The 23,304-nt window shown below is 65.9% G+C and carries 23 protein-coding genes; 17 read left to right on the top strand and 6 right to left on the bottom strand.

The genetic code is table 11. From position 1 onward, the window contains the following. Positions 1-112: prepilin-type N-terminal cleavage/methylation domain-containing protein (locus IV088_RS07015; RefSeq protein WP_291099757.1), on the bottom strand; the 112-nt coding region annotated here is incomplete at its 3' end. A gap of 159 nt (positions 113-271) precedes the next feature. Here IV088_RS07015 and IV088_RS07020 point away from each other — a divergent pair. The 3 genes from IV088_RS07020 (at position 272) to IV088_RS07030 (ending at position 3,406) form a co-directional block, all read left to right on the top strand. Continuing rightward, positions 272-769: a general secretion pathway protein C gene (locus IV088_RS07020; RefSeq protein ID WP_291099664.1), complete on the top strand. Its 498-nt coding sequence runs from the start codon at positions 272-274 to the stop codon at positions 767-769. A gap of 37 nt (positions 770-806) precedes the next feature. Further along, positions 807-2,741 (top strand): DUF294 nucleotidyltransferase-like domain-containing protein, encoded by a 1,935-nt coding sequence (locus IV088_RS07025; RefSeq protein WP_291099666.1) that lies wholly within the window; start codon positions 807-809, stop codon positions 2,739-2,741. A 68-nt stretch (positions 2,742-2,809) separates the two neighbouring features. After that, entirely contained in the window at positions 2,810-3,406 is a 597-nt protein-coding gene (locus tag IV088_RS07030; protein WP_291099669.1) for a 3'-5' exonuclease, read from the top strand. Here the strand turns inward: IV088_RS07030 and IV088_RS07035 are convergent. Beyond that, the gene (locus tag IV088_RS07035; RefSeq protein ID WP_291099672.1) at positions 3,403-4,488 is read right to left on the bottom strand and encodes a nicotinate-nucleotide--dimethylbenzimidazole phosphoribosyltransferase; all 1,086 of its coding nucleotides are present in this window, start codon (positions 4,486-4,488) and stop codon (positions 3,403-3,405) included. The two genes, IV088_RS07030 and IV088_RS07035, sit on opposite strands and share 4 nt — an antisense overlap. Positions 4,489-4,500: 12 nt before the next feature. Continuing rightward, a complete protein-coding gene (gene ilvA, locus IV088_RS07040; protein WP_291099674.1) occupies positions 4,501-6,105 on the bottom strand; it encodes a threonine ammonia-lyase, biosynthetic in 1,605 nt (534 codons plus the stop codon). Between the two features lie 233 nt (positions 6,106-6,338). Here ilvA and IV088_RS07045 point away from each other — a divergent pair, with 233 nt between their 5' ends. Continuing rightward, positions 6,339-6,788 (top strand): OsmC family protein, encoded by a 450-nt coding sequence (locus tag IV088_RS07045; protein ID WP_291099677.1) that lies wholly within the window; start codon positions 6,339-6,341, stop codon positions 6,786-6,788. A gap of 16 nt (positions 6,789-6,804) precedes the next feature. Here IV088_RS07045 and coq7 read toward each other — a convergent pair whose 3' ends face one another. After that, entirely contained in the window at positions 6,805-7,452 is a 648-nt protein-coding gene (gene coq7 / locus IV088_RS07050; RefSeq protein ID WP_291099760.1) for a 2-polyprenyl-3-methyl-6-methoxy-1,4-benzoquinone monooxygenase, read from the bottom strand. Between the two features lie 271 nt (positions 7,453-7,723). On the opposite strand from coq7, the gene IV088_RS07055 reads away from it, so the two are divergent. Beyond that, positions 7,724-8,716: a porin gene (locus IV088_RS07055; RefSeq protein ID WP_291099680.1), complete on the top strand. Its 993-nt coding sequence runs from the start codon at positions 7,724-7,726 to the stop codon at positions 8,714-8,716. Positions 8,717-8,972: 256 nt separating this feature from the next. Beyond that, positions 8,973-9,893, top strand: a complete 921-nt coding sequence (locus IV088_RS07060; protein ID WP_291099683.1) for a porin — start codon at positions 8,973-8,975, stop codon at positions 9,891-9,893. A gap of 87 nt (positions 9,894-9,980) precedes the next feature. On the opposite strand, the gene IV088_RS07065 is transcribed toward IV088_RS07060, so the two are convergent. After that, a complete protein-coding gene (locus tag IV088_RS07065) occupies positions 9,981-10,439 on the bottom strand; it encodes a helix-hairpin-helix domain-containing protein (RefSeq protein WP_291099687.1) in 459 nt (152 codons plus the stop codon). 115 nt (positions 10,440-10,554) lie between these two features. Between IV088_RS07065 and IV088_RS07070 the strand changes: the two genes are divergently transcribed. The 7 genes from IV088_RS07070 to IV088_RS07100 all read left to right on the top strand — a co-directional run bounded on the left by IV088_RS07070 (position 10,555) and on the right by IV088_RS07100 (position 18,409). Then, on the top strand, positions 10,555-11,343 hold the full coding sequence (locus IV088_RS07070; RefSeq protein WP_291099690.1) for a DUF3047 domain-containing protein: 789 nt from the start codon (positions 10,555-10,557) through the stop codon (positions 11,341-11,343). Positions 11,344-11,451: 108 nt separating this feature from the next. Further along, the gene (locus tag IV088_RS07075) at positions 11,452-12,435 is read left to right on the top strand and encodes an ABC transporter permease (RefSeq protein ID WP_291099693.1); all 984 of its coding nucleotides are present in this window, start codon (positions 11,452-11,454) and stop codon (positions 12,433-12,435) included. A 5-nt stretch (positions 12,436-12,440) separates the two neighbouring features. Further along, positions 12,441-13,661, top strand: coding sequence for a M20 aminoacylase family protein (locus IV088_RS07080; RefSeq protein WP_291099697.1), 1,221 nt, complete (start codon positions 12,441-12,443; stop codon positions 13,659-13,661). A 34-nt stretch (positions 13,662-13,695) separates the two neighbouring features. Further along, on the top strand, positions 13,696-15,267 hold the full coding sequence (locus IV088_RS07085) for an ABC transporter substrate-binding protein (protein WP_291099699.1): 1,572 nt from the start codon (positions 13,696-13,698) through the stop codon (positions 15,265-15,267). A 145-nt stretch (positions 15,268-15,412) separates the two neighbouring features. Next, a complete protein-coding gene (locus IV088_RS07090) occupies positions 15,413-16,324 on the top strand; it encodes an ABC transporter permease (protein ID WP_291099702.1) in 912 nt (303 codons plus the stop codon). Between the two features lie 97 nt (positions 16,325-16,421). Then, the gene (locus tag IV088_RS07095; protein ID WP_291099706.1) at positions 16,422-17,399 is read left to right on the top strand and encodes an ABC transporter ATP-binding protein; all 978 of its coding nucleotides are present in this window, start codon (positions 16,422-16,424) and stop codon (positions 17,397-17,399) included. Then, positions 17,396-18,409, top strand: coding sequence for an ABC transporter ATP-binding protein (locus tag IV088_RS07100; RefSeq protein ID WP_291099709.1), 1,014 nt, complete (start codon positions 17,396-17,398; stop codon positions 18,407-18,409). The genes IV088_RS07095 and IV088_RS07100 overlap by 4 nt, the downstream gene beginning before the upstream one ends. A 270-nt stretch (positions 18,410-18,679) precedes the next feature. On the opposite strand, the gene IV088_RS07105 is transcribed toward IV088_RS07100, so the two are convergent. Continuing rightward, the gene (locus tag IV088_RS07105; RefSeq protein WP_291099712.1) at positions 18,680-19,528 is read right to left on the bottom strand and encodes an SIS domain-containing protein; all 849 of its coding nucleotides are present in this window, start codon (positions 19,526-19,528) and stop codon (positions 18,680-18,682) included. Positions 19,529-19,598: 70 nt separating this feature from the next. On the opposite strand from IV088_RS07105, the gene tal reads away from it, so the two are divergent. The 4 genes from tal to IV088_RS07125 are packed head-to-tail and all read left to right on the top strand — an operon-like array spanning position 19,599 to position 23,297. Further along, complete coding sequence (gene tal / locus IV088_RS07110; RefSeq protein ID WP_291099715.1) at positions 19,599-20,540, top strand: transaldolase; 942 nt, start codon at positions 19,599-19,601, stop codon at positions 20,538-20,540. A gap of 43 nt (positions 20,541-20,583) precedes the next feature. Continuing rightward, a complete protein-coding gene (locus tag IV088_RS07115) occupies positions 20,584-21,822 on the top strand; it encodes a helix-turn-helix domain-containing protein (RefSeq protein WP_291099718.1) in 1,239 nt (412 codons plus the stop codon). Between the two features lie 48 nt (positions 21,823-21,870). Beyond that, positions 21,871-22,530 (top strand): hypothetical protein, encoded by a 660-nt coding sequence (locus IV088_RS07120; protein WP_291099721.1) that lies wholly within the window; start codon positions 21,871-21,873, stop codon positions 22,528-22,530. A 14-nt stretch (positions 22,531-22,544) separates the two neighbouring features. Further along, complete coding sequence (locus IV088_RS07125) at positions 22,545-23,297, top strand: DUF899 domain-containing protein (protein WP_291099724.1); 753 nt, start codon at positions 22,545-22,547, stop codon at positions 23,295-23,297. Positions 23,298-23,304: the final 7 nt, after the last annotated feature.

Raw genomic sequence — 23,304 nt, forward strand, 5'->3', positions numbered from 1 at the left:
CGTCGGCGCGGTCCAGCACGTTGGGCACGATCAGCGCGGCCAGCACGCCGATGATCACCAGAACGACCATCAGTTCGATCAGCGTGAAGCCGCGTTGAAAGCGCTGACGCAGACGGGCGGAGGGGGAGGGTGTGGGTGCCGTGGTGGCAGTGAGGAGGTTCAAATCGGGCTCCCGGAAACACGTTGGACAGGCCTGGGTGGCGCTGTGGTCAGACGGGCGGAAGACCTGCGACGCAGGGCTTTCGCCAAGACGGTGGATCATAATGCGCCCATGCTGAAGCAGCCCTTTTCCGCGCGACTGAACAACCGCTTTTCCACCCTGGCGTTGCCGGCGTCCGGGCGCGCCTGGCCCGCGCTGGCCGCGGGGGTGCTCTGGCTGGCGGCGGGTCTGTGCGCGGGTTACTGGTTGTTGCAATTCTGGGGCCGTGGGCCGCTGATCCCGGTGGCCGCGATCGCCGGCAACCCCATCCAGGCGGACGCGGCGTCGGTGGCACGGGCGCTCGGCGCCCCGCCCGAGGTGCAGGCGGCGGCGGCCGTGGCACCGCCCGTGTCGTCCCGGTTTCGTTTGATCGGTCTGGTGAGCCAGCCGGGGCAACGCGGCGCGGCGCTGATCGCCGTGGACGGGCAGCCACCACGGCCCATCACGATCGGTTCGGTGGTGGACGGCGAGCTCGTGTTGTTGTCTGTCGGGCCGCGCGTGGCCCGGCTGGGGTCCGCCCGCGAGGGCACCGCTTCAATGGAACTGAGCCTGCCCGAGACGCCGGAATGACACTGCGGCCGATGCGCCACCGCACAGAGGTTCTGACATGAGCCCGTCCCGCTTTCCCACGAACCCGCCGCCGCCGGACGCCCCCCTCAAGCCGTCCGGCAGCCTGCTGGGACAGTTGTGTGACGAGTTGCAACGTCACCCGCCCTTTGACGAAATGGACCCGCTGCACGTGCGGGCGTTTGTCGAGGCCTCGCGACAGGCTTACTTCGCCCCTGGCGATGCGCTGATCAAGCCCGAAGACGGCGTGGCCAGCGAGCTGTTCTTCATCCGGCGCGGCGCGGTGTTGGGCAAACGGGGCCTCTCGGACGTGTCGGGCGGCGCCTTCCAGTACGAAGCGGGCGACCTGTTCCCGATCAGCGCCGTGCTGGCGCAGCGCGCCACGACCACGTCGTACCACGCCACCGAGGACACCTTTGCGCTGCGCCTGCCGGCCGATCAGATGCAGGCGCTGGCCGAGCGCAGCCACGTGTTTGCCGACTTCCTGAACCGCCGCATCCTGCGCTTTCTGGACCTCTCGCGCGCGGCGCTGCAATCGGCCTACGCGTCGCGGGTGTTGTCCGAGCAGTCGATGGAGACGCCGCTGGAGCGGCTGTGCCACCGAGCACCCGTGACCTGCGGGCCACAGGCGCCCTTGCAGGACGCGCTGGAACAGATGCACCGCCTGCGCATCGGCTCGATGCTGGTGGTGGACGCCGAGGAGCGTCCGATCGGCATCCTCACGCGCTTCGACGTCCTCGGCCGCGTCACCCTGGCGCGCCTGCCGCTGGACACGCCCATGTCCGAGGTGATGGTGCAGCCGGTGCACAGCCTGGGCGCCGAGCGCACGGCGCAGGAGGCCGCGCTGCTGATGTCGGCCCAGGGCATCCGCCATGTGCCCGTCACGCGGCAGGGGCGCGCGGTGGGCATGGTTTCCGAGCGCGACCTGTACGCCCTGCAGCGCCTGAGCCTCAACCAGGTCAGCGACCACATCCGGCACGCCCCGGACGTGACGGCGCTGCGGTCGGCCGCCGACGACATCCGCCGTTTCGCGCGCAGCCTGCTGGGGCAGGGCGTGCAGGCCCACCAGCTGACCCAGCTCATCAGCCACCTCAACGACGTGCTGACCGCGCGCCTGGTGGCCATCAAGGCCGCCGAACATGGCCTGGACACGCAGCAGTTCTGCTGGATCGCGCTGGGCTCGGAAGGCCGCAGCGAACAGACCATCGCCACCGACCAGGACAACGCGCTGATCGTGGCCGAGCCGGAGGACAGCCATGCGCCCGACGCGCAGCGCCTGCTGGCTTTCGCCCTCGACGTCAACCGGGCGCTGGACGCATGCGGCTATCCCCTGTGCAAGGGCAACATCATGGCGAGCAACCCCGACTGTTGCCTGAGCCTGTCGCAATGGAAGCGGCGGTTCGCGCAATGGATCGACCACGGCTCGCCGCAGGACCTGCTCAATGCCAGCATCTATTTCGACTTCCGCAGCCTCACCGGCCGGTCGGCCCTGGCCGACGAACTGCGCGCTTTTGTCGTCGAACGCGCGGCCACCAACCCACGTTTCGCGCGCCAGCTCGCGATCAATGGCCTGGAACAGTCGCCGCCGCTGAACTGGCGCGGGCAGATCGACACCACCGCCGTCCATGGCCGCGCCACGCTGGACCTGAAGCTGCAGGGCACCGCCATCCTGGTGGATGTGGCGCGCCTGTACGCGCTGGCGCGCGGCGTTCCCGCCACCAGCACCCGGGAGCGTTTCGAGGCTGTGGGGCCCTTGCTGGGCGTGCCGGAGCATGAACACGCTTCGTGGGTCGCGGGCTTCGAGTTCCTGCAGATGCTGCGCTTGCGGGCGCAGCTGGACGGCAGCACCGTGGGCGACAACCCCAATCGCGTCGCGGTGGATGCGCTCAACGACATCGACCGCCGCATCCTGCGCGAAACATTGCGGGTGGTGCGCAGCCTGCAGCAGCGGGTGCAGCTCGACTACCAGCGATGATCGGCGTGCTGGATCAGGTCAGGTCCTGGTGGGGCGGGGTCGGCGCCGCTCCCTCCCAGGACACCCCGGTGGAACGCTGGGTGGTCGTGGATGTCGAAACCAGTGGTCTCGATGCGTCCAGCGACCACCTGCTGGCCATCGCGGCGCTGGGGTTGAGCGTGGACTGGCGGCGCCAGCGCCTGGACATCGTGCTCGGGGACAGCTTCGAGGTGGTGTTGCAGCAGCAGGCAAGGAGCACCGACCGCGACAACATCTTGCTGCACGGCATTGGCGAGCAGCAACAGCGCGACGGTATGGCGCCCGGGCAAGCCCTTCAAGCCTTCGCCGATTTCATCCAGTCGGCGCCCTTGCTGGCTTTTCACAGCGCCTTCGACGCCACGATGCTGGACCGCCATTGCGGGCAACACCTGGGACGGCGCCTGCCCAATGAATGGGTGGACATCGAGGACCTGTGCGCGGTGACGCACGAAGGGGTGCGCGCACGTTCACTGGACGAGTGGATGGCGCATTTCGGCATTCGATGTCTGGCGCGTCACCAGGCCTCGGCCGACGCGCTGGCGGAGGGCGAACTGTTGTTGCAGATCTGGCCGCGCATGGCACCGCAGTGCGCGCGGTGGCGCGACGTCGTGGCGCTCGCGGGCCACCGACGCTGGCTGGGCGCCTAGCGTTCGAGCAGGCGCTGGGCGGCGAGCAGCAGCGGCCAGGCGAGCAGGGCCCCCGTGCCTTCGCTGGAGCGCAGCTCCATGTCGAGCAGGGGCTGGGCCTGCAGGTGGATCAGCAGCAGGCGATGTCCCGGCTCGGCCGAGCGGTGGGCAAACACCAGGTAGTCCGCCACCGCCGGCACCAGTGCGCGCGCCAGCAGGGCCGCGGCGCTGGCGACAAACCCGTCCACGATCACCACACGCCGTTCGCTGGCCGCCTGGAGCATCGCGCCGCAGAGCATGCCGATCTCGAACCCGCCCATGGCCGCGAGCACGTCCAACGGCGCGGTGGCCTTGCGGTGGCGGCTGGCGGCGGCGAACAGGCGCTCCAGCTTGCGCTGCGCCTGGACTTCGTCTTGCGCCTGGTCTTTGCCACAGGCGTCGGCCAGCGGCACACCACACAGGCGCGACAGCAGCTGCGCCGCGCTGGCGTTGCCGGCCACGCCGATGTTGCTCAGCCCCACCACGTTGCCGGGCAGGTGCCGCACCACGTCCATGCCGGCCTGCAGCGCCGAGCGCGCCTGCGCTGCCGACATCGCCTGGGCCAGCACCATGTTGCGAGTGCCGTAGCCGATCTTTCGCACCAGGAGGGGAACCTGCGATTCGGTGTTCGGTGGCAGCACGATGTGCGATGCGACGCCGGCGTCCACCAGCGTGAGGTCGACCCCGTGCATCGCGGCAAGCGCGTTGACCGGGCTGTGGCCGACGAGCATGTTCAGCACCCGTTGCCGTGTGGCTTCCTGCGGAGATGTCGACACCCCTTCATCGGCCACGCCGTGGTCGGCCGCGAACACCACCAGTTGGGGGGATTCCAGGCGGAGGCCTTGCAGACCGTGGTGTCCGTCGCCCTGGATGCGGGCGAGTTGCATCGCCAGCGACGCCATGCGGCCCAGCGCATGCTCGGCCTCGTGCGGACTGGTCAGATGGTGCTGTACCGACAGATCCATCTCGGCGTTGGCCGTGGTCTCGACCGGCGGCCACAGGGGAGCGTCGGCCGCTTCGGCGCCAGGTTCGTTGACCGGTAGGGACGTGGGCCTGGAGTTCATGGCGTCAGGAGGTCAACTTTTGAGAAAGAGACGGTACACCGGATTGTGGGTCTCTTCCACGAACGGATAGCCCAGCGTGTCGAGGAATTTGGCGAAGGCCTTGTCGTCTTTGGGCGGCACCTGCAGGCCCACCAGGATGCGCCCGTAGTCCGCGCCCTGGTTGCGGTAGTGAAACAGGCTGATGTTCCAGCCGGGACGCATCAGGCTGAGGAATTTCAGCAGTGCGCCCGGGCGCTCGGGGAAGACAAAGCGCAACAGGCGCTCTTCCTGCGCCAGCGGCGAATGCCCGCCCACCATGTGGCGGATGTGTTCCTTGGCAAGGTCGTCGTGCGTGAGGTCCAGCGCGTCAAAGCCCTGGCGCTTGAACAGACCGGCGATCTTTTTGGACTCGCCCGGGCCTTGCGTGGTCAGGCCCACAAACACATGGGCCATCTGTGCGTTGCCAATCCGGTAGTTGAACTCGGTGACATTGCGTGGTCCGCCCGGCAACCCGCCGATGGTCTCCAGGAAACGCTTGAAACTGCCACGCTCTTCGGGAATGGTCACGGCGAACAGCGCCTCGCGCTCTTCGCCCACTTCCGCGCGTTCGGCCACGAAGCGCAAACGGTCGAAGTTCATGTTGGCGCCGCAGAGGATGGCCGCGTAGGTTTCGCCCTTGGTCTTGTGCGTCGCGACGTACTGCTTGATCGCCGCCACCGCCAGTGCACCGGAAGGCTCCACGATGCTGCGCGTGTCGACAAAGATGTCTTTGATCGCGGCGCAGACCGCGTCGGTGTCGACCACCACGAACTCGTCCACCAGTCCGCTGGCGATGCGGAAGGTCTCCTCGCCCACCAGTTTGACCGCCGTGCCGTCGGCAAACAGGCCGACATCGTTCAGGGTCACGCGCTCGCCGGCTTTGACCGACTGCAGCATGGCATCGGAGTCCACCGTTTGCACGCCGATCACCTTGATCTCGGGGCGCACGGCCTTGATGTAGTTCGCCACGCCAGAGACCAGACCGCCGCCACCGATGGCCACGAACACCGCATCCAGGTGGTCCGATCCCAGGCTTTGCAACTGGCGCAGGATCTCCATCGCGATCGTGCCTTGTCCAGCGATCACATCCGGGTCGTCAAAGGGGTGGACGAAAGTGAGTCCCTGCTTTTTCTGCAGTCCGGCGGCGTGGGTGTAGGCATCGGAATAGCTGTCGCCATGCAGCACCACATCACCGCCCAGCGCACGCACGGCATCCACTTTCACTTGCGGCGTGGTGGTCGGCATGACGATGACCGCACGCGTGCCCAGCTTGCGGGCGCCGAGGGCCACACCTTGGGCGTGGTTGCCCGCCGAGGCGCAGATCACCCCCTTGTTCAGCTGCTCCGGGGTCAGGTGCGCCATCTTGTTGTACGCGCCGCGCAGCTTGAAGCTGAACACCGGTTGCTGGTCTTCGCGTTTGAGCAGCACCTTGTTGTGCAGCCGCCGACTGAGGTTTTTAGCCGGCTCCAGCGCGGACTCCACCGCGACGTCGTACACGCGGGCGGTCAGGATCTTTTTGAGGTAGTCGGCCGGACTCAACGGGGTCGTCTGGGGGGCAGCTTGAGCGAGGGGGGCGGTTTTGGGGGGGCGTGATGTCATGGTTTTTCCTGGCCAATGATCATAGCGAGCCCCCTGGCAAGCAAAAAAAACCCGGACTGGCAGAACCGGTCCGGGTTTAAATCCACCCGTGGAGGGCAGAGGAGACAACCTTCAATACAATGCCGCCAGTATACCGATGGGATGCTGCAATGCAACATGTGTTGCTGCGTTTTTGCTACTTTTTAGAGAGCTGACTCTTCAGCTCGTCAAATTCATCACGCCTGGACACCGACATGGAATGCACAGTGACCTGGACCGGCGGTGCCGGCACCCGCTCCCACATGGGTTTTGTCGCCGAGACCGGCAGCGGCCACGTGCTCGCCATGGACGGTGCTCCGGACGCCAGCAAGCCTGAGAACGGTGGCGCCAACCTCGCGGCCCGACCCATGGAAACCGTGCTTGCCGGCACCGGCGGGTGCACTGCCTACGACGTGGTGTTGATTCTTAAGCGCGGACGGCACAAGGTGCTGGGCTGCAGCGTCAAGCTCACCACCGAGCGTGCGGACACCGATCCCAAGGTCTTCACCAAGATTCACATGCATTTCACCGTGACCGGCAAAGGCATTCCACCCGCAGCGGTGGAGCGGGCCATTGCCATGAGCCACGACAAGTACTGCTCAGCCAGCATCATGCTGGGCAAAACTGCCGAGATCACAACCGGGTTCGAGGTGATCGAGGCCTGAGCGCACCCTGTGTCGCTCAGATGCGGTGGGCCACCGTGGTCATCACGCGGGCGGCCAGTTTCATCAGTCCTTTGACCGGTGCGGGCAGCTCGGTCGCCCCGGCATGTTGCGCTTCGCGCGCGTGACGCGCTTCATCGGCTTTCATTTGTGAAACGATGGCTCGGGACGCCAGATCACCTTTGGGCAACCGATCCATGTGGCTGGCCAAATGGGCCTCCACCTGCCGCTCCGTTTCCACCACGAAACCCAAACTCACGGCCGGGCCAAATCGACCCGCCAACAACCCCATGCCGAAAGCACCCGCGTACCACAGCGGATTGAGCAGGGAAGGGCGCGCGTCCAGCTCGTCCAGCCGCTCCCTGGTCCAGGCCAGGTGGTCGGTTTCCTCGCGGCCAGCGGCTTCAAGTTGTTGGGCCAGGGCTTCTTGGCTTCCTGAAGATCCTGCACGGCGTCGACGGGCGGCCAAAGCCTGGGCGGTGTAGAGCGCCTGTGCGCAGACTTCGCCAACATGGTTCACCCGCATGAGTGCGCCAGACAGTTGACGGTCTTCGGCGGAAAGTGGTCCCGTGGCGTGTTCGGGCAATGTGGCGCAAGCGCGAGCAGCGCGCGGCTGAGCGAAAAGGGTTCGCAGAGCCGAGTCTGCGGCGGTCAACAGCGTGTCCATACCGTGGGTGTGCCTTCTTCTTGGGGTCCAGATGGGAGGACGTGGGAACGAGACCTGATTTTGCTCCACACGGCTTTCTGACGCCGGGTGTACTTCAGTCGTAAGGGATTGCCCTAAGAGGGCGATGGTTGTGTTGCCCGAGTGCGACAAGGCCTCTGGAAAGCTTTGCGCACCCAGCGACCTTCTGGTGCAATCGTTCAACTTCCAGCAACGGAGGTTGGCTCGGAGGCTCAGACTTCCAGCCTATTTTTTAACCTTGGAGATACCCTCAATGAAAAAGACCCTGATTGCTCTGGCTGCCGTGGCCGCCACCGGCGCCGCTTTCGCGCAGTCTTCCGTGACCATTTACGGCAAAGTGAACGTCAGCCTGGAAAAGTCCAGCCTTGGCACGAAGAACAATGAGGCTTCGCTGGATGACATTCACGGCAGCCGTCTGGGCTTTCGTGGTGCAGAAGACCTCGGCGGCGGTCTCCAGGCCAAATTCCACATTGAGCACCGTTTCCGTCCTGACACCGGCGCTGACGCCACGTTCAACCCCGGTGGCACCAACCCAACGACTGGCGTTGTGACCCCTGCTTCGTCCACGATGTGGAACGGGCTGTCGACCGTTGGTCTGGCTGGTTCTTTTGGTGAAGTTCGCCTGGGCCGCTACTACAGCGCCCTGTTCTTGGGTGCCAACAACAAGCCCGATCCGTTCGGCGGCGACGGCGCTGGCGCTCTGCGTGGCATCGGCATGCAAACCACCACGTTGCCGGGGTACATCCGCACTGCCAACGTCATCCATTACAGCGGCAGCTTCAGCGGCGTGAACGTGGCTTTCTCCACCGGCCTGAAAGAAGGCGCAGCCAAGGCTCAAAACAGCGTCGCAGTTGGCTACGCCAACGGTCCTCTGGACGTGGGTGTTGGTTCCGAAAAGGGCGTTCCTGGCACGCTGACCAACGCCTATGCTACCTATGATCTGGGTGTGGCCAAGCTGGCCTTTGGTCTGGGCAATGCCAAGACCGCTGCTGGTGTGAAGACCGAAGGCCTGCTCTTCGGCGCCACGATCCCTGCGGGTCCTGGCAAGGTGCAAGTCGGCTTGGCCCGTGCCAAGAACAAGAATTCTGGCGTGGTGACCAACCAGAAGCTGGGTCTGGGCTACATCTACCCTCTGAGCAAGCGTACCGCCCTGGAAACCACCTATGGTCGTGACAGCAAGGCCGTCAGCGCGGTCACGGGCAAGAAGCAGTCCGGTTTCGACCTGACCCTGCACCACAACTTCTGATCGTTGGCTGACGCCTGTCAGTCAACCGAAGAAAAAAAATCCCGCCAAGGAAACTTGGCGGGATTTTTTTGATCAGTTGTCTTCCCGACATTTGGGCGCTGGTTTCGATGGTTGTGCGTCTGTTTCCAAAAAAAGACAGACAAGCGCCTCGAAACCATTTTTAAGGGTATTCCCGCGCTATTTGAGTGACGCCGCGCTAGCATGAAGGGTCAGTTTCTCAATCGGGCCATGTGGCCCAGCTTTTAAGGATGTTCATATGAAAAAATCTCTGATTGCTCTTGCCGTTTTGGCTTCGGTGGCCGGTGTGGCCCAAGCCCAATCCTCCGTCAGCGTGTACGGTGTCGTTGACGCCGTTCTGCACAAAGACAAGGGCGTTCCCGCCAAGCTGACTTCGGGTGGCGTGAGCGGAAGCCGTCTGGGCTTCAAGGGCACGGAAGATCTGGGTGGTGGCCTGAAGGCCAACTTCCTGTTGGAGCACGGCTTCAACGTGGACACGGGCACCCAGCGCACCGCTGGTTCTTCTTTCGACCGTCAAGCCTATGTGGGCCTCGGTGGTGGTTTCGGTGAAGTGAAGCTGGGCAAGATCTGGTCTGCCTACGACGACATTTCTGGCGCCACCAACCCCGTGTTTGACTCGGTGTTGTCCGTTGAGAACAGCATCTGGGCCAGCACCGGCTACGTGAGCAACCCTTCGAACGGCATCTACTTTGCATCGCCTTCTTTTGGCGGCGTGAGCGGTGCGTTCAGCACGAACCTGAAAGAAGGTTCGGGCAACCAGTCCAATGCTTTCCACGTCAAGTACGAAGGCGGCCCGGTGTACGCTGGTGTGGCTTACCAGGTCGACAAGACCGCTGTGGGTGACACGAAGTTCACCCGCGTGAACGGTTCTTACGATCTGGGCGTTGCCAAGCTGCTGGCTGGTTACGGTAACGTCAAGGCCGGTAGCGCCAAGACCACCGACCTGTCCTTCGGTGCCGACATCCCGCTGGGCTCCAGCCTGACGCTGTCGACTGGCTATGCTTCTTCCAAGCTTGACGGTGCCGAGCGCGCTTCTGGCCTGAGCCTGGGCGTTGCTTACTCGCTGTCCAAGCGCACCACCGTGTACGGCGGCTTCCTGGACACCAAGAACGCTGGTCCTGACACCCGTTACGGCTTCGGTCTGAAGCACACGTTCTGATGAAGGCGGCCTTGGCCGCTTGATTCCAGAATCGAAAAAGCCACTTGGCAATGCCAAGTGGCTTTTTTCATGGTGAGCGCTGACGCGTTACTGCTTGGGGGTTGGGGCCGGCGCGGGCTTGGCCACTTTCTCCGTGGGTGCTGCAGCTTTGTTGGCGACCGCGGGCTTGAAGGCCTCACCGTTGACCGTCAGTCCCTCGGACGACAGTTTGGCGGCGCGCTTTTCTCCAATGCCAGGCATGCGTTCGATCAGGTCTGGCCAGTCCTTGAACTTGCCCGCTTTGCGCACCTCCAGCAACTTGCTGGAAGTGCCGGGACCAATGCCTTTGACGCTGTCGAGGTCGGCCGGACTGGCGGTATTGACATCGACGGCAGCGAATGCCCCGGCAGTGAACACGGCCAACAAAACAGACAGCATTTTTTTGATCATGAGAGTTCCTCCTGAATTGATGAATTCGGTCATTGCCCTTGGGTGACCGGCCGCGGCAACGACCATCGCTGCCGCGTGAAAATTCTCCCAAAAGATGGGCTTGGTGGCTTCCCCCATGGGAGGGGCGTGTGACGGCAAACCCGCTAGACTGCGTCAATCGCAACAATATGTTGCCGAGTGTCTGTGTGGCCTGGTGTTCAGGTGGCAGGCTTGGTTCAGGTGCGTCTGGAGCATGAATTTGAGAGTGTGGTTGCTGTTGATCTGTGCTGTGGTGTTGGCTTCTTGCGGGGGATTGATGCCCGCGGAGCGCTCCGGGCAACTTGCCGCTGATGCGGATCTGAGAGATGCACGTTCACATGACAATGCCGCTTGGAAGCTTGCGGTGGAGTCGCTTCTCCAAACGCCGCCAGGCGGCGACAGCTGGCAGTCGATGCACCTGCCGGGCAAGCGGTTTGCAGGTTTCGAGAGCACAGATCAGCAGGGCCGGCCTTCACTGTCTGTGAAGGCCGATCGGTCGGTCAGCATCCTGCGACAGCGGTTTGCCCCCTCGCTGACCGAGTTCGGGCAACTGTCTTTTTCATGGAGGGTGGATGCCCTGCCCGAAGGCGCCGATCTGGGCGAGGCCGAACATGCGGACGCTGCGGTGCGCATCCTCCTGGCCTTTGACGGGGACCGCAGCAAGTGGTCGGCTCGCAACCACCGCCTTTCTGAGATGAGCCGCCTGATGACGGGCGAAGAGCTGCCTTACGCGACGCTGGCCTATGTGTGGAGCAACCAAGGCGAACCCGGTTCGGTGATCGTCAATCCGCGCACCGACCGGATTCGCAAGCTGGTGGTGGAGAGTGGCGCAGGTCAGATCGGGCACTGGCGTGACTACCGACGTGATGTGCGTGCCGACTTCATCAAGGCGTTTGGAGAAGAGCCAGGTCCTTTGGTGGCGGTGGCGCTCATGACGGACACCGACAACACGCGAAGCCGCCTGCGCGCCTGGTATGGCCCGCTGACACTGGGGTCTCGATGACGGGTCTCTCGTGCTAAGGTTGCCTCTTTGCTGTGCGGACGTAGTTCGCGGCAAAAATGGCCCTGCATCCGGCGGACGTTGACACAGCAGCCACCACACGCTCCAACGATGTTTCCTTTCATTCTCAGGCGCCTGGCCCAGGCAGTGCTGGTCATGGTCTGCGTGGCGTTGCTGGCGTTCATGCTGTTCCAGCATGTGGGCGATCCGGTGGTGTTCCTGCTGGGGCAAGACGCCACGCCCGACCAGATCCGCGCGCTGCGTGCCGACCTGGGCCTGGATCAACCGTTTGTGGTCCAGTTCTGGCACTTCCTCGCCAACGCTGCGCAAGGTGAGTTTGGCATCAGCCTGCGCCAGGGCGCCAAGGTGTCTCGCCTGATCGCGGAACGCCTGCCGGCCACGCTGGAGCTGGCCTTTGTGGCGGCGGCGCTGGCCCTGGCACTGGGCATTCCCATGGGGGTGTACGCGGCCCTCCAGCGCGGCAGCGTGGTGAGCCAAATGTTCATGATGGTCTCGCTGCTGGGTGTGTCGCTGCCCACTTTCCTGATCGGCATTCTCTTGATCCTGGTCTTCTCGGTGAACCTGGGCTGGTTTCCCAGCTTTGGCCGCGGCGACGTGGTGCAGGTGGGCTGGTGGAGCACCGGTTTGCTGTCGCCGCAGGGCTGGCATCACATCATCTTGCCTGCGGCGACCCTGGCGATCTTCCAGCTTACGCTGATCATGCGACTCGTGCGCGCCGAGATGCTGGAGGTGCTTCGCACCGACTACATCAAGTTCGCGCGCGCGCGCGGGCTGAGCAATCGCGCAGTGCACTTCGGCCATGCGCTCAAAAACACCCTGGTGCCGGTGATGACGATCACCGGGCTGCAGCTCGGAGGCCTGATCGCCTTCGCCATCATCACGGAAACGGTGTTCCAGTGGCCCGGCATGGGGCTGCTGTTCATCCAGGCCGTGACGTTTGCCGACATACCCGTGATGGCGGCCTACCTGTGCCTGATCGCCCTGATCTTCGTGGTGATCAACCTGATCGTGGATCTGCTGTATTTTGTGGTCGATCCCCGCCTGCGTGTCGAAAAAACCGGGACCCACGGATGACCCTCATGCCCGCTGCACGCATCAAGGCCCAAGGCCGTGCCTTCGCGCACATCGCGTCCTTCCACCCTGAACTCACGGCACTGAGGCGGGAACTGCACGCCCACCCAGAGATTGGGTTTGAAGAGCACTACACCTCGCGCAGGGTGGTGGAGTCGCTCAAGGTGTGTGGTGTGGACGAGATCCACACCGGCATCGGCAAGACCGGTGTGGTGGCACTCATCCACGGGCAGCAGCGCCGCAGCGGCAAGATGATCGGGTTGCGCGCCGACATGGACGCCTTGCCCATGACCGAGCACAACGACTTTGCCTGGAGGTCGGGCAAGCCCGGGTTGATGCACGGCTGCGGTCACGACGGACACACCGCCATGCTGGTGGGGGCCGCCCGTTACCTGGCCGCCACGCGCGAGTTCAATGGCACGGCGGCGCTGATCTTCCAGCCCGGCGAAGAGGGGTTTGCCGGCGCCAAGGCGATGATCGAAGACGGCCTTTTCGAACGCTTCCCGGTGCAGTCGGTCTTCGCAATGCACAACTGGCCGCAGATGAAGCCTGGCACGGTGGGCATCAACCCCGGTCCCATGATGGCGGCGGCCGATCGCATCACGATCGAGATCACGGGCAAGGGCGGCCATGGGGCGCATCCTTACATGACGGTGGACCCGGTGCTGGTCGCGGCGCACATCATCACCGCGGTGCAAAGCATCGTCTCGCGCAACGTGCGACCGCTCGACAACGCGGTCATCAGCCTCTGCGCCATGGAGGCCGGTGACCTCGGCGCGTTCAGCGTGGTGCCGGGTAAGGCCACGCTGGTGGGCACGGTGCGCACCTTCAGCCCCGAGGTGCAGGAGCTGGTCGAGCGGCGCCTGCACGATGTGTGCTCTGGTGTGGCGCTGGGCCTGGGGGCGTCGGCGCACGTGCTGTACGAGCGCGTCTATCCCGCGACCATCAATGCATCGGATGAAGCGGTGTTCGCTGGTGATGTGGCCGAGCGCCTGCTGGGCGCGGACCATGTCGACCGGACACTCGAACCGAGCATGGGCGCCGAAGACTTCTCCTTCATGCTGCAGGTCAAGCCCGGGGCCTACATGCGGCTGGGGCAGGGCGGCGAGGGAGGCTGCTTTTTGCACAACAGCCGTTACGATTTCAACGACGAGGTGCTGCCTCTGGGCGCTGCGCTGCATGCCGGCCTCATCGAACAAAGTTTGCCGTTGGGTGACCGTTCCCTTTGACGTTTTCATTTTCAACCTGTCCTGGAGAGACTTCATGAGCTTCAAACCTTCGCTGATCACCGCGCTCGTGCTCACCGGCCTGGCCGGCGCCGCTGCGGCACAAACGGTGCGCATCGGCAACCAGGGGGATGCGTTGTCGATGGACCCGCACTCGCTGAACGAGACGCTGCAACTGAGCGTGACCGGCAACGTCTACGAGCCGCTGGTGACCCGGGACAAAGACCTCCGGCTGGTGCCCGCGCTGGCCACCAGCTGGAAGCAGGTGTCGCCCACGGTCTGGCGTTTCGAGCTGCGCAAAGGCGTGAAATTTCACGACGGCAAGCCCTTCACGGCCGACGACGTGGTGTTCAGCCTGTCCCGTGGAGCGGGTGACGGATCGGACATGCGCTCTTACACCAACGATTTCAAGGAAGTCCGGAAAATCAACGACTTCGCGGTCGAGATCGAAACCAAAGCGCCGTTCCCCATCCTGCCCGACCAGCTCTCGTTCTTCTACATCATGAGCAAGCAGTGGTGCGAAGACAACCAGGCCGTCAAGCCGGTGGACCGGCGCAAGGGCATCGAGAACGCCGCGTCCTTCCGCGCCAACGGCACCGGCCCGTTCCGCCTGCGCGAGCGCCAGCCCAACGTCAAGACCAGCTTCGTTCGCAACGGCAGCTACTGGGGCAAGATCGAAGGCAATGTGGTCAACGTGGAATACACGCCCATCGGCAACGACTCCACGCGCGTCGCTGCGCTGCTTTCGGGGCAAGTGGATGTGATCGAACCCGTGCCGGTGCAGGACGTGGCGCGCATCAACGCCAGCGGCAAGGCCAAGGTGCTGCAGGGCCCCGAGCTGCGCTGGATCTTCCTGGGGCTGGACCAGAAGCGCGACGAACTGCTGTATTCGAGCGTCAAGGGCAAGAACCCGTTCAAGGACAAGCGCGTGCGCCAGGCCTTCTACCAGGCCATCGACATAGTGGGCATCCAGAAATCCGTGATGCGGGGTGCGTCCACGCCGGCCGCCTTGCTCATTGGCCCGGGGGTGAACGGTTTTGACCCGAGCCAGAACACCCGCTTGCCGTACGACCCGGAGGCCTCGAAGAAGTTGCTGGCCGATGCGGGCTACCCGAACGGGTTCGAGGTCGGGATGAACTGCCCCAACGATCGCTATGTCAACGACGGCAACATCTGCCAGGCCGTCGCGGCCAACCTGGCGAAGGTGGGCGTGAAGGTCAACCTGCAGGTGGAAACCAAAGGCACCTATTTCCCCAAGATCCTCAAGCGCGACACCAGCTTCTACCTGCTGGGCTGGTCGCCCAGCACCTACGACGCCCACAACGTGCTCAACGCGCTGATGCGTTGCGTGGACGACAAGGGCTCGGGCCAGTTCAACCTGGGTGCCTACTGCAACCCGAAGGTGGACGAGCTGACGCTCAAGGTTCAGTCTGAAACCGACAAGCCCAAACGCGACGCGATGATCAAGGAGGCCTTCAAGCTGCATTCGGACGACGTCGGTCACCTGCCGTTGCACCAGCAGGCGCTGGCCTGGGGTGTCGGCAGCAATGTGCAGTTGACGCAGCGCGCCGACAACCAGATGCCGTTCCGATACATCTCGGTCAAGTAGTGGAACCCCCCTGCGCCGCCTTCGGCGTCTTCCCCCCAGGGGGACGCCAGCAGCGGCCCGGCGAAGCCGGTTCCGCGCTGGCCCTGGATTGACCTCCCCTCTGGCCTCACGATGGGTGGGGTCATCGACATCGAAAGCGCCTTCGTTGATTGCTTATGTTCGCCGCTGGCTTGACAGCGATGTCGGCCACAGTTTTCGCTCTTCGCCCACCGCCATGGTGGCGGCGTTGATTGCGTTCATCTGTGTGTTCTGCGCGGTGTTTGCGCCCTGGGTCGCGCCGCACAACCCGTTCGATCTGGCGACACTGGAGCTGTCGAACGCGCGCCTGCCGCCGGCCTGGATGGAGGGCGGCAGCGCGCGGTTCTGGCTGGGCACGGAAGACCAGGGCCGAGACATCCTCTCGGCGCTGATGTACGGCGCGCGCATCTCGCTGGCCGTCGGGGTGTCCTCGGTGGTGCTGTCGGTGCTGATCGGTGTGTCGCTGGGCTTGCTGGCGGGTTTTCTGGGGGGCTGGACGGACACCGTGCTGATGCGGCTGTGCGACGTGATGTTGTCGTTCCCCCCCATCCTCATCGCCTTGCTGATCGCGGGCGTGGGGCGGGCGCTGTTTCCCGGCGCGCAGGATTCCCTGGCGTTTGGTGTGCTGGTGGTGTCCATCACCCTCACGGGCTGGGTGCAGTACGCGCGCACGGTGCGCGGCTCCACGCTGGTCGAGCGCAACAAGGAGTACGTGCAGGCCGCGCGCGTCACGGGCGTGCCGCCGCTGCGCATCATGCGCCGCCATGTGTTGCCCAACGTCATGGGCCCGGTGCTGGTGCTCGCCACGATCCAGGTGGCCACCGCCATCATCACCGAGGCCACGCTGTCGTTCCTGGGGGTCGGCGCGCCGGTGACGTCACCCTCGCTGGGCACGCTCATCCGCAATGGCAACGACTACCTGTTTTCCGGCGAGTGGTGGATCACCATCTTCCCCGGCGCCATGCTGGTGCTGATCGCGCTGAGCGTGAATCTGCTGGGCGACTGGCTGCGCGATGCGCTGAATCCGAGGCTCAGATGACCCCCACGCTCCGCACTTCGCGTCGTCGCTGCCACCCGAGGGGGCTGATCTGCCTTGGGGCGGCCCGGCAGCGGATCGTTTTTTTCTCCGGGGCTGCATGAGCCTGCTTCAAGTCAACAATCTCGTCGTCGAGTTCCCGCACCGCCGTGGCACCCTGCGTGCGCTGGACGACATCTCTTTCGACATCGCCCCCGGCGAAATCCTCGGCGTGGTGGGCGAGTCGGGGGCGGGCAAGTCGCTCACCGGCGCGGCCATCATCGGTCTGCTGGAGCCGCCGGGGCGGGTGGCCTCGGGCGAGATCCTGCTCGACGGCCGGCGCATCGACAAGCTGCCGTTCGCCGAACTTCGCAAGGTGCGTGGCCGCCAGATCGGTGCGATTTTCCAGGACCCGCTGACCTCGCTGAACCCGCTGTATTCGGTGGGCCGCCAGCTGATCGAGACCATCACCACCCACCTGCCGGTGAACCCGGCCGAGGCGCGGCAGCGCGCCATCCAGCTGCTGCGTGACACCGGCATCCCGGCACCCGAGCAGCGCATCGACCATTTCCCGCACCAGTTCAGTGGCGGCATGCGCCAGCGGGTCGTGATCGCGCTCGCGCTGGCGGCCGAGCCCCAACTCATCGTGGCCGACGAGCCGACCACCGCGCTGGACGTGTCGATCCAGGCGCAGATCATTACCCTGCTCAAGACCATTTGCAAAGAGCGTGGCGCGGCGGTGATGCTGATCACGCACGACATGGGCGTGATCGCCGAGACCTGCGACCGCGTGGCCGTGATGTACGCCGGCCGCATCGCCGAGATCGGCCCGGTGCACGAGGTCATCAACCACCCCGCCCACCCGTACACCAGGGGCCTGATGGCCTGCATCCCCGACATGGGTCAGGACCGCGAGCACCTGCACCAGATCGACGGCGCCATGCCGCGCCTGAACGCGATTCCCCCGGGCTGTGCCTACCACCCGCGTTGTGACCTGGTGATGGACCGCTGTCGTACCCAGCGCCCGAGCCTGATGCCGGCGGGCGCCACGCGTGCCGCCTGCTGGCTGCACAGCGAACCCGTTGAAGGCGCGCGATGAACCTCGACCGCCCGGACCACCACCCGCTGGTGCGCGCCACCGATCTGGCCAGGACCTTTGACGTGTCGGCACCCTGGCTCAACCGTGTGCTGGAGCGCCAGCCGCGCCAGCTGCTGCGCGCGGTGGACGGCGTGTCGTTCGATATCCAGCGCGGCCAGACGCTGGCGCTGGTGGGCGAATCGGGCTGTGGCAAGAGCACGGTGGCGCGGCTGCTGGTGGGGCTGCACGAGCCCACGCGCGGTGGCTTTCAGTTCGACGGGCAGGACGCGCACGCCGCGTTCAAGACGCCCCAGGGCAGCCAGCTGCGCCGCCGCATCCAGATGATTTTTCAGGACCCGTACGCGAGCCTGAACCCACGCTGGCGCGTGCAGGACATCGTGGCCGAACCGCTGATCGAACACGGCATCGCGTCCGAGCCCGCTGCGCTGAGGGCGAGGGTGGGCGAGCTGCTGCATTCGGTGGGCCTGTCGCCGCAGGACGCCTCGAAGTACCCGCACCAGTTCTCGGGTGGGCAGCGCCAGCGCATCTCGATCGCGCGCGCGCTGGCCACACAACCCGAGTTTCTGGTGTGCGACGAGCCCACCAGCGCGCTGGACGTGAGCGTGCAGGCGCAGGTGCTCAACCTGATGAAAGACCTGCAGCGCGAGCGGGGCCTGACCTACCTGTTCATCAGCCACAATCTGGCGGTGGTGCGGCACGTGAGCGACCAGGTGGGGGTGATGTACCTCGGGCGTCTGGTGGAACTGGCCGACAAGCACACCTTGTTTGACAGCCCGCGCCACCCCTACACCCGCATGCTGCTGGACGCGATCCCGAAGATGCACGACACCGGGCGGGCGCGCGTGCCCGTGTCGGGTGAGGTGCCAAACCCGTTGAACCCTCCGAGCGGTTGTGCGTTCAATCCGCGCTGTCCGCATGCGAATGAGCGGTGTCGTGTTGAGCGGCCTGTTTTGTTGGGCTTTGGGGATGCGCGAGTGGCCTGTCACGCGGTGGAAGACAACCGGATCTGACGGTCGATCGGGTGGGCGTTGGCGCGGACAACGGGCGCTCCCCTCCGCGAATGTCCCCCGTCCCGCTGCGCGGGCCTCCTCCTTTATTTCGCTGCGGGAAGCGCCCGTTGTCCTCATGCTCGGCGCGCGTGTCTCAGGCAAGGGCACCGAGGAGCCGGCTTTGCCGGGCCGCCAGTGCCGCCCCCTTCAGGGGGTGACGCCGAAGGCGGCGCGGGGGTGTTTCAAGTGCTGCGGCGCAGGGGGCGCTTGACCTGTGCGCAACGCGCACGGTCACGCGTAGCGTTTACTCCGCAGGTTGTTCTTCATTTCCTTCAGCAGCGGCTGCAATTTGTTGCCGCCGATGCGCAGCGCCAGACAGGTGGCGACCACGTCGATCACCATCAGGTGCATCAGGCGCGAGGTCATGGGGCTGTAGCGGTCGTAGCCCTCGGGGTGGTCCGCGGCCAGGTGGATGTGGCCGGCGGTGGCCAGGGGCGAGCCGCTGGCGGTGACGGTGATGACCGTGGCGCCGTGCTTGCGCGCGATGTCGGCCGCGTCCATCAGGTCGCGCGTGCGGCCCGAGTTGGAGACGATCACCAGGCAGTCGCCCGGCCCCAGCAGCGAGGCGCTCATCACCTGCATGTGGCCGTCGCTGTAGGCGATGGCGTTGATGCCCAGGCGGAAGAACTTGTGCTGCGCGTCCTGCGCCACGATGCCCGAATTGCCGGCGCCGTAGAACTCGATGCGGCCCTTGTTCTTGTAGGTGGTCAGCAGCGCGTCGACGGCTTTCTCGATGGAATGCGTCGAGGCGTCATTGCGGTACTTCAGGAACGCTGCCACGGTGTTGTCGATCACCTTCACCAGCACGTCGCCGACCTTGTCGTCCACGTCCACGCTGCGGTGGATGAAGGGCACGCCCTCGCTCACCGTGCCGGCCAGCTTGAGCTTGAAATCGGACAGGCCGTCGTAGCCCATGCTGCGGCAGAAGCGCACCACCGTGGGCTTGCTCACGTGGGACCGGTCGGCCAGTTCGGACACCGGCAGGCTGGCGAAACTGCGGGGGTCGAGCAGCACCAGCTTGCCCACGCGTTGTTCGGCGGGCGCGAGCGAGGGCAGGGAGGCTTTGATGCGGTCGAGCATGGGAAACAATCCGGTTACGAAACAGGTTACATGGTGATCATGAAACCTTATTACACCCGATAATGGCGAAATGAACCAGCTTGACGCACTCAAACAGCTCACCACCGTGGTCGCCGACACCGGCGACTTCAACCAGATCGCGGCGTTTTCGCCGCGCGATGCGACGACCAACCCGTCGCTCATCCTGAAGGCGGTGCAGAAGCCCGAATACGCCCACCTGCTCAAGGATGCGGTGGCGAAATACGGCAGCCAGGGGGCGGACGAGGTGATGAACCGCCTGCTCGTGGCGTTCGGTGGCGAGATCCTGAAACTCATCCCGGGCCGCGTCTCCACCGAGGTGGACGCGCGCCTGAGCTTCGACACCGAAGCCACCGTGACGCGTGCGCGCCGCATCATCGACCTGTACCAGGGCGAGGGTGTGCACGTGGATCGTGTGCTGATCAAGATGGCCTCCACGTGGGAAGGCATCCAGGCCGCGGCGCGGCTGGAGCGCGAGGGCATCCACACCAATCTGACGCTGCTGTTCTCGTTCGCCCAGGCCGTCGCCTGTGGTCAGGCCAAGGTGCAGCTGATCTCGCCGTTTGTGGGCCGCATCTACGACTGGTACAAGAAGAGCGCGGGGGCCGGCTGGGACGAGGCCGCCAACGCGGGTGCCAACGACCCGGGCGTGCAGTCGGTGCGCGCGATCTACAACTTCTATAAGAAGCACGGCATTGCCACCGAGGTGATGGGCGCGAGCTTTCGCAACGTGGGCCAGATCACGGCACTGGCCGGCTGCGACCTGCTGACCATCAGCCCCGACCTGCTGGCCCAGCTGGCGGCCAGCGAAGCACCGTTGACGAAGGCGCTGGACGCCGACGCCGCCAAGGCGATGGACATCCCGTTCGTGCAGTACGACGAGGCGGGCTTCCGCTTTGCGCTGAACGAGGACGCGATGGCGACCGAGAAGCTGGCCGAAGGCATCCGCGCCTTCGTGGCCGACACGATCAAGCTCGAAGCGATGATGGGCTGAGAGGCCGGCCCGCCGATCCAGACCGGGCTCGGTCAGTTCCCCCATGGACGCCCTGCTCACCGCCGCCGCCCGCGCGCTGGCCGCGGGCGACGCGCTCTTGGCGCTCAAACACGTGGCCTTGCGCGACGACGCGCCGGCCCTCGCCTTGCGGGGCATTGCAATGGCACAGCTGGGCGACTACCCGCGTTCGCGCGAGCTGTTGCGGCTGGCGGCACGGGGCTTTGGTGCGCGCGAGGCGCTGGCGCGGGCGCGCTGTGTCGTGGCCGAGGCCGAGGTGGCGCTGGCGATGCGCGAGCTCGCCACCACGCCCCGCATGCTGCATGCGCTGGAGCAGGCCGCGGCCACGCTGTCGGCCCGCGGTGACGAGACCAACGCCTGGCAGGCGCGGCTGGTGGCGGTGCGAGCTTGCCTGTTGATGGGACGGCTGGATGAGGCCGCGGCCTGGCTGGCGCGGGTGAACGTGCCGAGCCTGCCACCGCTGCTGGCGGCCGTGGCGGGCCTGGCGACGGCGGAGTTGTCGTTGCGCTCGCTGTGCACGGGCCCGGCGCGCGACGCGCTGTTGCGCGCGCAGCGGGCGGCGCAGCGCGCGCAGGTGCCTGCGCTGCAGGCCGAGGTGAGCGAAGCGCTGGCCGCGCTGGAGCGCCCCGCAGCGCGGCGCCTGGGTGCGCAGGGCGAGGCGTTGCTGCACCTCTCCGATGTGGAAGCCCTGCTGGCATCGCCCTCGCTGGTGCTCGACGCCTGCCGCCGAGGCCTCAGCCTGGACGGGCGCTGGCTGCCGCTGGCGAGCCGGCCGGTGCTGTTCACGCTCGCGCAGGCCTTGGCCGAGGCCTGGCCCGCCGATGTGCACCGCGAGGCGCTGATCGCCAGCGCCTTCCGCACGCGCCGGCCCGACGACACGCACCGTGCGCGCTTGCGGGTGGAGATCGGTCGCCTGCGGGCCTTGGTGGCGGGCATGGCAGGCATCGGGGCCACGGCGCGCGGTTTTCAGTTGCAGCCAGCGCAGGGGCGGCCGGTGGTGGTGGTGGCGCCGCCCATCGACGGCGCGCAGGCCTCGCTGCTGGCCTTGCTGGCGGACGGCGCGGCCTGGTCCACCTCGGCCCTGGCGGTGGCCCTGGGCGCGAGCCAGCGCACCGTGCAGCGCGCCCTGGCCGAGCTGCTGGCCGAGCGCCGCGTGCGCTGCGTGGGGCAGGGGCGGGCGCGGCGCTGGCTGGCGCCGCCCCTCGCTGCCTCCGCAGGATTCACGACGATCTTGTTACTCCCCACCGCGCTGCCGCTTCATTAGAGTGCTCCCCATGGCGCCGCCGCTGGCGCCTTCCACCAAGGAGCCCCGATGAGCCGCAACCCACCCCTCCAGACCGCCGAGATCGTGCGCGAGTACGGTCCATTCGACGGTTCCCCCGCCGTTCACGGTGTCACGCACGACGGCCAGCGCGTGTGGGCCGCCATCGGTTCGCGCATGGTCGCGTTCGACCCCATGAGTGGCGAGACCGTGCAGCGCATCGAACAGGCCGGCGACGCGGGCACCGCGTTCGACGGCAAACACCTCTACCAGATCGCCGAGGCGCGCATCGACAAGATCGACCCCGCCACCGGCCAGGTGCTGGCCTCCATCCCCGCGCCCGGCCAGGGCATGGATTCGGGCCTGACCTGGGCCGAGGGCAGCCTGTGGGTGGGCCAGTACCGGGACCGCCGGATTGTCCAGATCGACCCGGAGACCGGCGCGGTGCGGCGCACCCTCGAATCGAACCGCTTCGTCACCGGCGTCACCTGGGTGGACGGCGAACTCTGGCACGGCACCTGGGAGGCCGAAGAAAGCGAGCTGCGCCGCATCGACCCGGCCGACGGCACGGTGCTGCAGCGCCTGCAGATGCCGGCGGGCACCGGGGTGAGTGGGCTCGAAGCCGACGGTGGCGAGCTGTTCTATTGCGGCGGCGGGGGCAGCGGCAAGGTGCGCGCGGTGCGCCGCCCCACCCACCGCCCGGCCGTCTGATGCGGGAGCCCGCCATGACCATCACCCACACCACCACCGACCGGAGCCAGTGGCTCGCACAGCGCCTGCAGCTGCTGGCGCGCGAGAAGGAACTCAGCCGCCTGAGCGACGAGGTCGCGCGGGAACGCAGTGCCTTGCCCTGGGTACGCGTGCAGACGCCTTATGTGTTCGACACGTCCGACGGACCGCGCGCGCTGGGCGACCTGTTCAACGGCAGGCGCCAGTTGCTGGTGCAGCACTTCATGCTGGGCCCGGGCTGGGCGCAGGGCTGCCCCAGCTGTTCTTACATGGCCGATCACATCGAGGGCATGCTGCCCCACCTGGCTGCGCGCGATGTGGCGCTGGTGGTGGTGTCGCGTGCGCCGCTGAAGGAGATCGAGCGATTCCGAAAGCGCATGGGCTGGGGCTTCCGCTGGGTGTCGTCCCACGGCAGCAGCTTCAACACCGATTTCGGCGTGAGCTTCACCCCGCAGGACGTGGCCGCACAGACCATGCACTACAACTTCGAGCAGCAGTGCTTTGCCAACGACGAGATGCCCGGCGTGAGCGTGTTTGCCAAAGACGACGCGGGCGAGGTGTTCCACACCTACTCCAGCTACGGCCGCGGCGTGGAGGTGATGATGGGCACCTACCGGCTGCTCGACCTGACGCCGGCGGGCCGGAACGAAGAGCACCTGGAGCACAGCATGGCCTGGGTGCGCCACCACGACCGCTACGAACCCGAGGCCTTCGCGCTGCCCACGGGCGCGTGCTGCGGCGGACACTGACCCGCGC

The organism is Hydrogenophaga sp., assembly GCF_018780075.1.
In the GTDB taxonomy this organism is placed as follows: Bacteria; Pseudomonadota; Gammaproteobacteria; order Burkholderiales; family Burkholderiaceae_C; genus Hydrogenophaga.

Coding starts and splice junctions, on each gene's coding strand:
- IV088_RS07115 (WP_291099718.1), top strand. CDS start 20,584: ATGGACGCCCTGCTCACCGCCGCCGCCCGCGCGCTGGCCGCGGGCGAC.
- IV088_RS07045 (WP_291099677.1), top strand. CDS start 6,339: ATGGAATGCACAGTGACCTGGACCGGCGGTGCCGGCACCCGCTCCCAC.
- coq7 (WP_291099760.1), bottom strand. CDS start 7,452: ATGGACACGCTGTTGACCGCCGCAGACTCGGCTCTGCGAACCCTTTTC.
- tal (WP_291099715.1), top strand. CDS start 19,599: ATGAACCAGCTTGACGCACTCAAACAGCTCACCACCGTGGTCGCCGAC.
- IV088_RS07060 (WP_291099683.1), top strand. CDS start 8,973: ATGAAAAAATCTCTGATTGCTCTTGCCGTTTTGGCTTCGGTGGCCGGT.
- ilvA (WP_291099674.1), bottom strand. CDS start 6,105: ATGACATCACGCCCCCCCAAAACCGCCCCCCTCGCTCAAGCTGCCCCC.
- IV088_RS07025 (WP_291099666.1), top strand. CDS start 807: ATGAGCCCGTCCCGCTTTCCCACGAACCCGCCGCCGCCGGACGCCCCC.
- IV088_RS07065 (WP_291099687.1), bottom strand. CDS start 10,439: ATGGGGGAAGCCACCAAGCCCATCTTTTGGGAGAATTTTCACGCGGCA.
- IV088_RS07070 (WP_291099690.1), top strand. CDS start 10,555: ATGAATTTGAGAGTGTGGTTGCTGTTGATCTGTGCTGTGGTGTTGGCT.
- IV088_RS07075 (WP_291099693.1), top strand. CDS start 11,452: ATGTTTCCTTTCATTCTCAGGCGCCTGGCCCAGGCAGTGCTGGTCATG.
- IV088_RS07055 (WP_291099680.1), top strand. CDS start 7,724: ATGAAAAAGACCCTGATTGCTCTGGCTGCCGTGGCCGCCACCGGCGCC.
- IV088_RS07095 (WP_291099706.1), top strand. CDS start 16,422: ATGAGCCTGCTTCAAGTCAACAATCTCGTCGTCGAGTTCCCGCACCGC.
- IV088_RS07035 (WP_291099672.1), bottom strand. CDS start 4,488: ATGAACTCCAGGCCCACGTCCCTACCGGTCAACGAACCTGGCGCCGAA.
- IV088_RS07085 (WP_291099699.1), top strand. CDS start 13,696: ATGAGCTTCAAACCTTCGCTGATCACCGCGCTCGTGCTCACCGGCCTG.
- IV088_RS07100 (WP_291099709.1), top strand. CDS start 17,396: ATGAACCTCGACCGCCCGGACCACCACCCGCTGGTGCGCGCCACCGAT.
- IV088_RS07080 (WP_291099697.1), top strand. CDS start 12,441: ATGCCCGCTGCACGCATCAAGGCCCAAGGCCGTGCCTTCGCGCACATC.
- IV088_RS07120 (WP_291099721.1), top strand. CDS start 21,871: ATGAGCCGCAACCCACCCCTCCAGACCGCCGAGATCGTGCGCGAGTAC.
- IV088_RS07125 (WP_291099724.1), top strand. CDS start 22,545: ATGACCATCACCCACACCACCACCGACCGGAGCCAGTGGCTCGCACAG.
- IV088_RS07020 (WP_291099664.1), top strand. CDS start 272: ATGCTGAAGCAGCCCTTTTCCGCGCGACTGAACAACCGCTTTTCCACC.
- IV088_RS07105 (WP_291099712.1), bottom strand. CDS start 19,528: ATGCTCGACCGCATCAAAGCCTCCCTGCCCTCGCTCGCGCCCGCCGAA.